This window comes from Kitasatospora acidiphila (assembly GCF_006636205.1).
GTDB classification, from domain to species: domain Bacteria; phylum Actinomycetota; class Actinomycetes; order Streptomycetales; family Streptomycetaceae; genus Kitasatospora; species Kitasatospora acidiphila.
Genome location: NZ_VIGB01000003.1, coordinates 6882376 through 6894619, shown reverse-complemented (window position 1 = coordinate 6894619; position 12244 = coordinate 6882376). Strand labels below are relative to the sequence as shown.

The following is a 12244-nucleotide window of genomic DNA, read 5'->3' as shown; positions in this document are numbered from 1 at the left end:
CCCGTGAAGCACATCCTGATCCTCGGCGGCACCACCGAGGGGCGGCAGCTGGCCGCGGCACTGGCGGCCGAGCCGTCGGTGCGGGTGACCAGTTCGCTGGCGGGCCGGGTGGCCGAGCCGCGGCTGCCGGCCGGCGAGGTGCGGGTGGGCGGCTTCGGCGGGGCCGCCGGCCTCGCCGCCTGGCTGCGCGAGCAGCAGGTGCACACCCTCATCGACGCCACGCATCCCTTCGCCCAGGTGATCAGCCGGAACGCGGCCGAGGCGGCCGCCGCGACCCATACTCCCCTGCTGGCGCTGCGCCGGCCCAGCTGGGTCCCGGTCCCGGGTGATCGGTGGCATTCGGTGGATTCGCTGGCCGCCGCCGCGGCCCTGCTGCCGAGGCTGGGACGGCGGGCGCTGCTGACCACCGGGCGGCTCGGGTTGTCGGAGTTCGCTCAGGTCAGCGGCGTGCACCTGGTGGCCCGCTCGGTGGAGCCGCCCGAGCCGCCGCTCCCGGCCGACCTGACGGTGCTGCTGGAGCGCGGCCCGTTCACGCTGGACGGCGAGCGGGCGGTGTTCCGGGAGCACCGCATCGACCTGCTGGTGAGCAAGGACAGCGGCGGCGCGGCGACCGCCCCCAAGCTGGCGGTGGCCCGTGAACTGGGCCTGCCGGTGGTACTCGTACGGCGCCCCGACGCGCCCACCGGTGTCCAAGTGGTGACTGATGTGTCGGAAGCTCTAGGCGAGTTGGGGCTTTGGTGAGGTACCGTCCTGCTCGAACTACCACTCGGCCCTGAAGGGAGCCTGCGATGGCCCGTCGGACCACGCCCCAGCAAAGCGCCGGACCACGGGGGCGGAACATCGCGATCCCCGACCAGAGCGGCCGGCTGGCCGTCGTCACAGGAGCGAACAGCGGCATCGGCTACCACACCGCGCGGCTGCTGGCGCTGGCCGGCGCCGAAGTGGTGCTGGCGGTGCGCAACGGCGCCCAGGGCGAGGCGGCGGCGGACCGGATCCGCGCCAACGCCCCGACCACCGGGCCGGTCTCGGTGGCCACCGTCGACCTGGCCAACCTGGAGTCGGTCGCCTCGTTCGCCGACGTCCTGTTGGAGCGCGGCCGGCCGGTCGACCTGCTGGTCAACAACGCCGGGGTGATGGCGGTGCCGACCCGGCACACCACCAAGGACGGCTTCGAGCTCCAGTTCGGCACCAACCACCTGGGCCACTTCGCGCTCACCGGCCGACTGCTGCCGCTGCTGCGGGCCGCCACCACGCCCCGGGTGGTCACCGTGAGCAGCCTGGCCGCCCGGCTGGGCCGGATCGACCTGGGCAATCTGAACGCCGAGCACTCCTACCGCCCTTGGCCCGCCTACAACGCCTCCAAGCTGGCCAACCTGCTGTTCGCCCAGGAACTGCAGCGGCTGAGCGACCGCCAGCGCTGGGGCATCCTCAGCGCCGCCGCGCACCCGGGCCTCTCCCGGACCAATCTGGTCAACTCGGGCCCTCGGCTCGGTCGGCAGGCGAGCCCTGGTCGCCGGTCGAGCTCTGGTCGGCAGTGGAGCCTCGGTCGTCAGTCGAACAGAGCCGCCGGTCTGCTGCTGCGGCTCCCAGTGGGTTCGCAGAGCGCGGAACAGGGCGCGCTGCCCAGCCTGCTGGCGGCGACCGGTGCGCGGGTGGTCGGCGGCGGGTACTACGGGCCCGGCGGGCCGTTCGAGATCGTCGGTGCGCCGAGCACGGCGCGGCTGCCGCGAGCGGCCACCGACCTGGCGATGGCGGCCCGGCTCTGGACCGCTTCCGAGCAGCTGACCGGGGTGGGGTTCCCAGCCTGAGGGCCTGAGGGCCTGAGGGCCTGAGGGCCTGAGGGTCTACTGGAGCGGCTACCTCGGCAGCGCGGCCGCTCCACTGATCCACAGTGCCCAGGCCAGTTCGTACGCGCCGCTCCGGCCCACCGTCAACTCCCGCTGCAGCAGCCGCTCGGCGGTGCGCAGGTGGTCCAGCACGGTCTGCTGGTGCAGCCCCAGCGCGGTCTGGGTGTCGCGGGCGTTGGCCCCCGCCGCCACCCAGCCGGCCAGGGTGCGCAGCAGCGGGCGCCGGTCCTCGGCCAGCGGGGCCAGGAACGCCTGCGCCCAGGCCCGGGCCGCCTCGCTGGAGAGGATCTCGGGCAGCCCGACCCGCCGGCCGGCGCTCCGCTGGTCCGTTGCCTCGCTTGCCCCGGTTGCCTCGGTGAGCAGTTGCAGTGCCAGGTCCAGCAGCGCCCGGTCCTGGAACGATCCCCAGTCCAGGCCGAGCAGGCCGACGCCCCGTTCGATCCGACGGGCCACCGTGTTGCGGTGCACGTCCAGTATCTTGCCGGTCTGCGCATGGCTGAAGGCGAGCGCCAGGCGGGTGGTCTCGATCACCTCGTCGCGCTGGTTCCGGGGCAGCTCCAGCACCGGGCCGAGCAGCCGCTCCGCCCAGCCCGCGGCCGGTTCGCCGACCAGCTGGGCGAGTTGGGTCTGCGCTTGGTAAAGGGCGTGCCGGTGCGGCAGGTTGCGGGCCACGGTGAGCGCGTTGAACGCCTCGCGGTAGGCGTCGGCGGTCTGGGCGAGGTCCACCGTGGTGCTGCCGCCCAGGTGGTGGTCGGGGCGCGGCTCGACCACGCCGCGCAGGGCCAGCCCGGTGGGGCACCAGCCTTGCTCGTCCAGCGACGCGTCCAGCGGGAGCGGGGCGAGCACGACCAGGTGGGTGTCGTAGGCCGGGCAGCGCGCCAGGAGCGCCCGGCCGGCGAGGCTGCCGGCGAGCACCCGGGCGGTGACGTTGCGGTCGGTGGTGGTGCAGTCGACCAGGTAGACCCGGGCACGCTCGTGCACCAGGACACCGGGGAGCAGCGGCGACGCGATGCGCCGGGCCAGGGTGATCTGGCCGCCCATCAGCAACTGGAAGGCGGCGACCCGGAGGGAGGCGGACACCTGGTGCAGGGTGGCGCGCTCGGCGGCGGACTCGCGGGCGGCGAGCAGACGGGCCAGCACCGTCTCGGTGTGGGTGATCAGCCGGACGTCGAGGGCGGTGAGCGGTTCCTTCCGGCGCAGCGCCAGCACCGCGTCGGGGTGCCGGCCGCCGATCGGGAAGAGCCGCACGGTGGGGTCGGGGGTGGCGGGTGCTGCGGGGGTGGGAGGCAGCGGGGCGCCGTTCAGTAGGCGGCCCACCGCTGCGGCGGCCGGTGCGAGCCGCTCGGCGGCGCCGGCGGGTGCTGAGGCCTCGGGGGCGGGGGGTGCGGTGGCGGGGCGGGGCGGGTGGGGGTGGCAGGGGTGCCGGGGGCGCGCACGGTGAGGGTGACGTCGGCGGCCAACTGCCGGGCCAGCCAACCGACCAGCCGGGCCGGACCGTCGGGCCGGTCGGCCTGCAACCGCAGTTGGTCGAACAGGGCGTCCACCCGGTCGCTGTGGCGGGCGGCCTCCGATCCATCGTCGGGCCGGCCACTCCCCGGCCGCGGTTCGTCGGCCATGGACCTCGACCCCACGGACATCTGCGGTCCTCCTGATCCGGTCTCGGCTGCCGCCCCTTCAGGGCCCCTGGGTCCGGCGTCATCTCGGTGGTGCGGCTGTGCGGTGGGCTGTGCAGTGGTGAGCGTCCGGCGGCGGTGAGAGTGCACGGATGAGGTATCCGCAGGTGGTCACCCATCCGTACGCTCAGGGGCAGGGGGCAGATCCGGCTGCCATACAGGGGAGGGCAGCCGGGCGTCCTAGGCATGGGTTTCTACCACGCTTGGGATGCTTCCGGGCCGAGCCCGGCCGGCCCCCACCCGGCCGGGCTCGCGCCGAACGTCCGCTCAGCGCCGCGGCGATGACCAAGCGCTCAGCCACCGCCGCACCTCAACCAAGCGCTTGCTCAGCCCTCCCGCTCCGACGACGGCTCCGGGTAGCGGCGCGGTGTCCACACCACCTCGGTGCCGTTGCCGCGCTGCACCGCCTGGGTCTGCGAGGAGCCGATCAGCAGGATGGTCCGCATGTCCACCTCGGCCGGGTCCAGCTCGCCCAGCTTCACCGTCCGCACCCGCTCGGTCGGCCCGCCGACGTCCCGGGCCATCACCACGGGGGTGTCCGGGGCACGGTGCTCCAGCAGCACGTCGCGGGCCAGGCCGACCTGCGTGGTGCGGCTCTTGGAGCCCGGGTTGTACAGCGCCAGCACCAGGTCGGCGGCCGCTGCGGCCCGCAGCCGCTCGGCCACCACGGTCCACGGCTTGAGCCGGTCGGATAGCGAGACCACGGCGTAGTCGTGCCCCAGCGGCGCACCGGCCCGGGAGGCGGCGGCATGGGCGGCGGTCATGCCCGGCACGATCCGCACCGGGACCTCGCGGTACGGCTCCTGGCAGGCGACCTCCAGCACGGCCGTGGCCATCGCGAAGACGCCCGGGTCGCCGGAGGAGACCACCGCGACCCGGCGGCCGCGGCGGGCCAGGTCGAGGGCGAACTCGGCGCGCTCGGACTCCACCTTGTTGTCCGAACCGTGCCGCACCTGCCCGGGGCGGACCGGCACCCGGTCCAGGTAGGTGGTGTAGCCGACCAGGTCGGTGGCGGCGGCCAGCACCCCGCGCGCCTCGGCGGTGAGCCAGAGCGGCCCGGCCGGACCGGTGCCGACCACCACCACCTCGCCCTGCTCGGGCTCCGGTTTGGGGTGGTTGATGCGGCTGGGCAGCACGGCGACCGAGAAGTACGGCACGCCGTCCGGGTCGATCTCCGCCAGCTTGCCGGTGCGCTCGCCCGGCATGGTGGCCCGCTCGACGTACCGGGCCTCGTCCAGCCGGCCCGCCCGCTCCAGCGCCCGCCGCACGGTCGGGAAGGTGCGGCCGAGCTTCATCACCACGGCGGAGTCGGTGGCGGCCAGGCGGGCCGTCAGCTCCTCCTCGGGCAGCGTGCCCGGTATCACCGTCAGCACCTCCTCCGCCTCCACCAGCGGCTCGCCCAGTCGGGCGGCGGCCGCGCTGATCGAGGTCACCCCGGGGATCACCTCGGTCGGGTAGCGGTGCGCCAGGCGCTTGTGCATGTGCTGGTAGGAGCCGTAGAAGAGCGGGTCGCCCTCCGCCAGCACGGCGACGGTCCGGCCGGCGTCCAGGTGGACGGCCAGCCGGGCGGCGGCCTCCTCGTAGAACTCCTCCAACGCGCCCCGGTAGCCGCCCGGGTGGTCGGTGGTCTCCACGGTGATCGGGTAGACCAGCTTCTCCTCGATCTGCTCGCCGGTCAGGTGCGGCGCCGCGATCGAGCGGGCGATCGAACGGCCGTGCCGGGCGCTGTGGTAGGCGATGACGTCGGCCTTCGCGATCACCTGGGCGGCCCGCAGGGTCAGCAGGTCGGGGTCGCCGGGGCCGAGCCCGACCCCGTACAGCCTCGCCCCTTGGGGGCTTTGACGGTCCGTCACTCGACCTCACTCGCAATCGCGTTGAGGGCTGCGGCGGCGATCGCGCTGCCGCCGCGCCGACCGGTCACCACGATGTGCTCCAGGCCGGACGGGTGCTCGGCGAGCGCCTGCTTGGACTCGGCCGCGCCGACGAAGCCGACCGGCACACCGATCACCGCGGCCGGGCGGGGCGCGCCGTCCTCGATCATCTCCAGCAGGCGGAACAGCGAGGTCGGCGCATTGCCGACGGCCACCACCGAGCCCGCCAGCTTGTCCCGCCACAGTTCCATGGCGGCGGCGCTGCGGGTGGTGCCCAGTTCGGCGGCGAGTGCCGGCACGGACGGGTCGGAGAGGGTGCAGATCACCTCGTTGTCGGCGGGCAGCCGCTTGCGGGTCACCCCGCTGGCCACCATCGAGACGTCGCACAGGATCGGCGCACCGGCGCGCAGCGCGGCGCGCGCGTCGGCCACCACGTTGGGGGTCCAGAGCAGGTCCTTGACCAGGTCGGTCATGCCGCAGGCGTGGATCATGCGCACCGCGACCTGTGCCACGTCGGCCGGGAGGGCGGCGAGGTCGGCCTCGGCGCGGATGGTGGCAAAGGACTCGCGGTAGATCGCCGCACCGTCCTTCTCGTACTCGATCACGGGGTCCTCCGGGCCGCGGCGACCGCCGCTGCCATCTGTTGATTCGTCACTTCGGTTGTGCTGCCGGTCGGTTGGGAGATCAGGTAGCCGCTCGGTCCGGTGGCGAGCACGTCCACCCAGGCGCCGGCGGGGTGGCCGCAGCGGCGCGCGCAGCCGGACCAGTGGACGGGCAGGGCACCGGGCTCGTGGGTGGCCTCCAGCGCTGCGGCCGCGTCGGCGCGCACATCGGCGAGCGACTTGGCGCAGCCGGGGGCGCCGGTGCAGGCGGTGGCGCCCTCCCAGGGCGAGCGGGGGTCGGTGCGCAGGCCCCAGGCGGCGAGCCGGGGTGCCATGCCCGGGGCGACACCGGGCAGCAGGACGGTGCGCCAGGGGTGACCCGCAGCTCGTTCGCGGCCGCCGAAGCCGCGCCTGCCAGGGCTCGCCACTGGTCGGCGGTGGCCCGGCCGAACCGCAGGCCCACGCCGATCGCGCCCGCCTGGACGCCGACCACGGGCCGACGGCCGGTCAGCTCGGGCAGCGGGCGGGGCGTCAGGCCGAGCCGGGCCGCCAGCCGGGTGCCGTCCGGGTCGGCCTCGCGCACCCGCCAGGCGCCGTCGGCCAGGCCGACGAACTCCTCGGCGGCCCGCAGGGCGGCCCGTGGGCCGTCCACCGCCTCCGCGCACCAGTCGGCGCGGCCGAGCCGCAGCAGGGCGCTGCCGTCGGGGCGGGCGATCAGCGTCACGTCGGCGTCCAGCGCGGCGACGTCACCGCGCCCGTCGTCCAGGGCGAACAGGAACCGGCCGGAGAGCGCACGGGCGGTGTCGCTGGCGCAGAGCAGCGCGTCCAGCTCGCGGATCCACGGCCGCAGGTCGATGCCGCCTTCGGTGCCGCCGTCGAGGCCGGCCAGCGGGGTGGCGACGATGTTGCGCACCCGGTCGTGGCTCAGCGACGGCAGGAGGGCGGCCTCGGTCAGCCGCGCCGCCAGCTCCGCACCGGCATCCGCCGCCAGGCCGCGCAGTTGGACGTTGCCGCGCGAGGTGGTCTCCAGCGCCCCGTCGCCCAGTTCCTCGGCAGCCGTCGCCAGAGCAAGCGCTTGTTCGGCCGTCAGCAGCCCACCCGGCACCCGGATCCGCGCCAACGCCCCGTCATCCGCCGCGTGCAGTCGCAGCGCCCCGGGGCAGGCGTCGTCACGGCCCCGACCTGCGCGTTCGCGGGCAGGCTCCGGGGCGGCGAGTGAGGGTGACATGGCCGCGAGCATACCGATCATCCGACCAGACGTATGCCCTCCACCCGGCGTGATCCATATCTCCACATGCCGCCCTATCGATTTCTCATATTCCCTGTGCCGATAATCCCACCGGCGCGCGCTCCAATCGCACCTCGAGCGCCCCCAGTTCCACGTGCTGCCCCAGTTCCACGTGCTGCCTCAGCTCCACGTGCTGCCTCAGCTCCGCGCTCTGCCTACAACCCCGCGCTCTGCCCACAGCTCCACTTCGCACAGCTCCTTCCCGCAACTCCTTCGCACCACCCGTGCCCGATCGACGCAGACGTCGAGCCCACACCTCGACGCGGCTCCAGCCGAGGACCACAAGGAGAACGAACAGTGAAGCTCAAGCAATTCGCCCGCCGCTTAGCCGCGCTGGCCGCCGCCATCCTGGTGGCCGGCCTGCTCGCCTTCTTCGACTCCCCGGCCGCCACCGCGGCGGCCGGCGGCAACGCGGCCTCGCTCGCCGCCGCCAACATCGGCAAGAGCGCCGGTACGTGTGCCAACAACCCGACCTACAACAGCCTCGGCGGCTCCCAGTACGAGCACAGCTGCTCCGGCGGCTACTCGGGCGGCCCCGAGTACTGGTGCGCCGACTTCGCCATGTGGGTCTGGGAGAACTCCGGCTTCTACACGGGCGGCCTGGACGCCGCCGCCGCGAGCTTCCAGACCTACGGGTTCAACAACGGCACCCAGCACACCTCGACCACCTACAACCCGCAGCCGGGTGACGCCGTCGAGTACGGCAGCATCTACGACTCCTCGATCCACCACGTCGGCATCGTGACCGCGGCGAACTCCGACGGCTCGATCACCACCGCCAACGGCGACTGGGACGGCACCACCGGCACCGGCTCGATGGCCGGATTCGCGGTGAGCTCCCACGTGGCGTCCATCACCATATCCGCGGGCCAGAAGGCGGTCGGCGACGAACCGAGCAGCGTGGACCCCGGCGACGGCTACTACATCGTCGGCTACACCACCCCCGTCGCCAGCGGCACCGGCAACAACCCGCCGCCGGTCCCGGGCGGCAACCCGTACAGCCCGAGCACGATCTGCGGCAGCGGCTACGGCGTGATCGACTCCCACAGCCTGGGCAGCGCGGTCATCTTCCTGCTCTACAACTCCTCCACCGGCCGCAACTGCGTGACCACCCTGGCCGGCAACCCGAGCGGCGCGACCGCGATGAGCTCCACCCTCGCCGTCCAGGGCGGCCCCTCGACCAGTGACTCCGGCAACTACACCTACTACGCGGGCCCGGTGACCGAATCCGCCCCCAACTCCTGCGTCCAGTGGGGCGGTTCCTACGCGGGCAGCTCCTGGACCAGCGGCTGGTCGCACTGCGGCGGCGGCTCCGGTGCACCCGGCCCGGTGGGCAGCAACATCTACACCCCGGTCCAGGTCTGCGGCAGCGGCTACGGCGTGATCGACTCGCATGACCTCGGCAGCGCCACCACCTACCTGCTGTACAACGGCGCCACCGGCCGCAACTGCGTCACCACCCTCGCCCACAGCCCCAGCGGCAGCGCGGCGATGAGCGCCAACCTGACCGTGCAGGGCGGCAGTCCGGCCGGCGACTCCGGCAACTACACCTACTACGCGGGCCCGGTGACCGCCTACGCCCCCAACTCCTGCGTCCAGTGGGGCGGTTCCTACGCGGGCAGCTCCTGGACCAGCAGCTGGAGCCACTGCGGCACCGGCTCGCCCACCCCCTCCCCCGCCACCGGCAACCCGTACACGGCGGGCCAGGTCTGCGGCAGCGGCTACTCGGTGATCGACACCCACAGCCTGGGCGACGCCACCGTCTACCTCCTCTACAACACCTCGACCGGCACCAACTGCACCACCACCCTCGCCGCCAACCCCAGCGGCGCCGTCGCCATGAACGCCACCCTCGCCGTCCAGGGCGGCCCGTCCGCCGGCAACCCGGGCAACTTCACCTACTACGCCGGCCCGGTACGCGAGTACGCCCCGAGCACCTGCGTGGAGTGGGGCGGCTCCTACGGCAGCACCTCCTGGACCAGCGGCTGGTCCCACTGCGGCTGACACCCCCACCCCCGGGCCCTCGGAGCCTCCCCGCTCCGGGGGCCCGGTACGCTCACCCGCTCCACCCCGCGATCCAGGTCAGACGGGCGGCATCAGATCGCTCTCGCTGATGGTGTACGTCAGCAGGGGGTAGCCGAAGTCCGTTTCATGGTTCTCACGGCGCCGCAGTCGGTAGAACTCGCGCCTCTGCTCATCGTCGGCCGACATGAGGCGCGCACCCTGCGGGAGGTATGCGTGTCCGTCGCGAAACCGAACGAAGGTTTTTGACGTTCGAAAAGTCACACCCAGCCATTGGTTGTCCGCCGCCTGGGCGGGCGCGTCCAATACGATCTTGTGCCTGAGTCGCCGATTCGAGTCGACGGAAAAGGCGACGACACTGTTGTGGGCGAGGGGGACCTCGAACTTCTCGCCACCGGACCCCTTTGATTCGAAGATCAGCTTCCTCGGCGGGCCCGCTTCGGGATGCCGGTAGCAGGAGAAGACGGCGATGAACGACTCGTCGGCCAGATCGAGGGCTTGGTCGGAATGGCTGCCCATGGTCGTGTAGGCGTTCGTGTAGCTCTCGATGAGAGCGTTGTTGAAGCCGACCGGGAGCGCCGCACGCTCTTGAACCCGTTGCGCCAGCCGCTCGTGCACCGCCTGGAAACGCTGCGTCGGGCTGCCGTACCGAGTGGTCGTACGTACGAGAGGCACACCACCCGCCTCGTCGGTCCTGGTGAGCACGGCGCCTCGCCGGCCCTTTCCCACGTCTTCCAAACGAGCCGACGCCGACAGCTCCGCAAAGAGATCATCCTCGGCCGGCAAGGTGCACGAGAGGATCTCATCCGAGATCCTAGACTCGGGGGGCAATGTAGTCTCCCGTGTTCATGCTGAAGAGAAGTTCATCGCCGTAGTCGATGAAGGACGAAGTCCTGTTCTCCTCGGCGTACAGCCTGCGCAGCTCGTTCATGCCATCCGGCGTGGGTGGCCCCAGCTCCACCAGGTCTCCGGCCACTTTGAGGAACGTGTGGCCGTTCTTGTGAACGGCTTCGGCGCTCGAACAGCGCACCACGTATCCCAGGCGGGTCGGGAGCAACTCGGCGTCCAACGCTGCCGGCCGGATTTCGTGCGTATAGAGGCGGTTGGTGGACAGCGGCATGAAGAACACGGAGCCCGGATAGAGGGTCAGGGTGAACTGCGCAGGGAGCGCGACCCCGTCGGGTTCTTCGGTCCGCTCCTTGAGGCGAAAGTGGAGTTTGGTCAGCCCGCTGGCACCCTTCACACCGTAGTCGAAGGCGTCTTCGGCCAGCGGCTGCAGCTTGTCGAGCCCGTCATAGAAGGTGCAGAAGGCCATGACGCCATTGACGGGCATGTCCTTGGTCTTGTCGGCATGGGCCGAGATCTTTGCCTTGGACTGCTTGCGCTCGGCCGTGGCACGGGTGTTGTGGTAGATCTGAGCGAGGACGTGATTCAGCGGTGCCTGGTTCCGGAAGACGGCGGCGGCCTCGCGGTTCAGGGCCTCGACGATGCGCGTGTCGGTCGGGCGAAAGCCCTCGGTCGGCCCCGAGAGATTCGTGGAGCACCGGAGCAGGCGGAAATGCAGTTCGTCACCGCTTCGCGTGACGGGCGTCAGATAGATTCCGCTGCGATGGGCCGTTCCGGGCTTGGTGGACTCCGTCAGGGACTGGAACGCGTGCTCGGCACGGATCCGTCCGAAGTGATCGGCGCCGAGTCCGAAAAAGCGGCGGTAGTACACGCCGACGCCGTGTACACGGACGGGGACTCGGCCGAGGTCGACGAGGGTCCAGGGTTCTTCGACGTCCTCGCGGTAACCGTGTGACAGCTCCCGGACAACGAACACCCGGGCAGCCGCATGCAGTTGGCGGCCGCTGATCCCGGATATATCGCCACACAGGTAGACGGTCTTCTGCGCGAGGTCGGGCGAACCGGAAGCAAGCTCCTCTGGCGTGATCGTGGATCCGAAGAAGTCCCTGACCAAGTCATTGTCTTGCAGCATCGAAGGCGCAACCAAGACGTTGCTCGCATCCTCGATGCAGGCTTCTGTTAACTCTGGCGTGTACATCAAACGGTACCTGCCGTTCGCAGATCTCGGTGGATTTCTCAAAAGCGTTGGCATGGCAATGGCCCGCACTCTTTCATTTGCGTTGCGAAGCGCAAAGGAAAGGAGACGGACCGTTGAACCCTTGATGCTCTCACGGGGCTCGACAGCGGGCAACGGGTTCTGCTGCACGGGCAGTGTGCGGAGCTGTTCGGCGAGGCCGGGCGGCCGGTCAGCCGCCGCGAGGGCCTGCTGATCAGCGGCGACTGCGCCGGCGCACGTTGACGACTGATGACGCTCCGTCAGCCACCTTGCCACCCAACAGAGATGGGCACCACGCACCGGTCTTCCTTTACCAACTGATGACTACTACCATGCAATTCCATGGGACCCTTGCAGCCTCATCTCGCCGACTTCGTCGTCGGCCTTGTCTGCTTCTTCGCGATCTTCGCCGTGCTCGGCGGGATCCTCCTGCCCCGGATCGAAAAGACCCTCGCCGCCCGTGAGGACGCCATCGGCGGCGGCACCGAACGCGCGGACGCCGCTCGCGCCGAAGCGCTGGCCACCTACGAGCAGTACCAAGCCGAGCTGAACGCCGCTCGCCATGAGGCGGCCCAGATACGCCAGGCCGCCGCAGAGGAAGGCGCTGCCCGCATCGCCGCCGTGCGAGCCGAGGGGCAGCGGCAGCGGGAGCAGTTGGTCGCAGCGGCCAAGGTGCAGTTGGAGGCCGATCGGGTCATGGCGGAGGCGGAGCTGCGGGAGGACGTCATCGCCGTGGCCACCGAACTCGCCGGCCGCATAGTGGGCGAGCCGCTGGGCGACGTACCGCGTGTGCGCGACATCGCCGACGAGTTCTTCGCCGAGCTCGACGCGAAGGCTCTCGACACGAGGGTCACTGCCAAGGCCTGAGCCGGCCGAGCA

At 71.7% G+C, this 12244-nt stretch carries 11 protein-coding genes; 4 read left to right on the top strand and 7 right to left on the bottom strand.

Annotation, left to right across the window (positions count from 1 at the left end; all coding sequences use genetic code 11):
- The first annotated feature begins 3 nt into the window (after nucleotides 1–3).
- Both E6W39_RS32665 and E6W39_RS32660 read left to right on the top strand, forming a co-directional pair.
- A complete protein-coding gene (locus E6W39_RS32665; RefSeq protein WP_141636555.1) occupies nucleotides 4–741 on the top strand; it encodes a cobalt-precorrin-6A reductase in 738 nt (245 codons plus the stop codon).
- Nucleotides 742–788: 47 nt separating this feature from the next.
- A complete protein-coding gene (locus E6W39_RS32660) occupies nucleotides 789–1808 on the top strand; it encodes an SDR family oxidoreductase (RefSeq protein WP_141636554.1) in 1020 nt (339 codons plus the stop codon).
- Between the two features lie 48 nt (nucleotides 1809–1856).
- Here the strand turns inward: E6W39_RS32660 and E6W39_RS32655 are convergent, their stop codons facing one another.
- From E6W39_RS32655 to E6W39_RS32635, 5 genes are all read right to left on the bottom strand, one after another.
- Nucleotides 1857–3164 carry a helix-turn-helix domain-containing protein gene (locus E6W39_RS32655; protein WP_141636553.1) on the bottom strand — a complete coding sequence of 436 codons (1308 nt, stop codon included), beginning with the start codon at nucleotides 3162–3164 and terminating at the stop codon, nucleotides 1857–1859.
- On the bottom strand, nucleotides 3149–3463 hold the full coding sequence (locus E6W39_RS32650) for a hypothetical protein (RefSeq protein WP_141636552.1): 315 nt from the start codon (nucleotides 3461–3463) through the stop codon (nucleotides 3149–3151). The genes E6W39_RS32655 and E6W39_RS32650 overlap by 16 nt, the downstream gene beginning before the upstream one ends.
- A gap of 383 nt (nucleotides 3464–3846) precedes the next feature.
- Complete coding sequence (locus tag E6W39_RS32645; RefSeq protein WP_141636551.1) at nucleotides 3847–5373, bottom strand: precorrin-2 C(20)-methyltransferase; 1527 nt, start codon at nucleotides 5371–5373, stop codon at nucleotides 3847–3849.
- The gene (locus E6W39_RS32640) at nucleotides 5370–5996 is read right to left on the bottom strand and encodes a precorrin-8X methylmutase (protein ID WP_141636550.1); all 627 of its coding nucleotides are present in this window, start codon (nucleotides 5994–5996) and stop codon (nucleotides 5370–5372) included. Before E6W39_RS32640 ends, E6W39_RS32645 begins: the two co-directional genes overlap by 4 nt.
- Nucleotides 5997–6075: 79 nt before the next feature.
- Nucleotides 6076–7221 (bottom strand): cobalamin biosynthesis protein CobG, encoded by a 1146-nt coding sequence (locus E6W39_RS32635; protein WP_456152134.1) that lies wholly within the window; start codon nucleotides 7219–7221, stop codon nucleotides 6076–6078.
- 357 nt (nucleotides 7222–7578) lie between these two features.
- On the opposite strand from E6W39_RS32635, the gene E6W39_RS43205 reads away from it, so the two are divergent.
- A complete protein-coding gene (locus E6W39_RS43205; protein ID WP_181799546.1) occupies nucleotides 7579–9285 on the top strand; it encodes a CHAP domain-containing protein in 1707 nt (568 codons plus the stop codon).
- Between the two features lie 78 nt (nucleotides 9286–9363).
- Here the strand turns inward: E6W39_RS43205 and E6W39_RS32610 are convergent, their stop codons facing one another.
- Entirely contained in the window at nucleotides 9364–10134 is a 771-nt protein-coding gene (locus E6W39_RS32610) for an alpha-ketoglutarate-dependent dioxygenase AlkB (protein WP_141636549.1), read from the bottom strand.
- Nucleotides 10118–11347: a hypothetical protein gene (locus E6W39_RS32605; RefSeq protein ID WP_141636548.1), complete on the bottom strand. Its 1230-nt coding sequence runs from the start codon at nucleotides 11345–11347 to the stop codon at nucleotides 10118–10120. The genes E6W39_RS32610 and E6W39_RS32605 overlap by 17 nt, the downstream gene beginning before the upstream one ends.
- Before the next feature lie 360 nt (nucleotides 11348–11707).
- Here E6W39_RS32605 and E6W39_RS32600 point away from each other — a divergent pair, with 360 nt between their 5' ends.
- The gene (locus tag E6W39_RS32600) at nucleotides 11708–12232 is read left to right on the top strand and encodes a F0F1 ATP synthase subunit B family protein (protein WP_141636547.1); all 525 of its coding nucleotides are present in this window, start codon (nucleotides 11708–11710) and stop codon (nucleotides 12230–12232) included.
- Nucleotides 12233–12244: the final 12 nt, after the last annotated feature.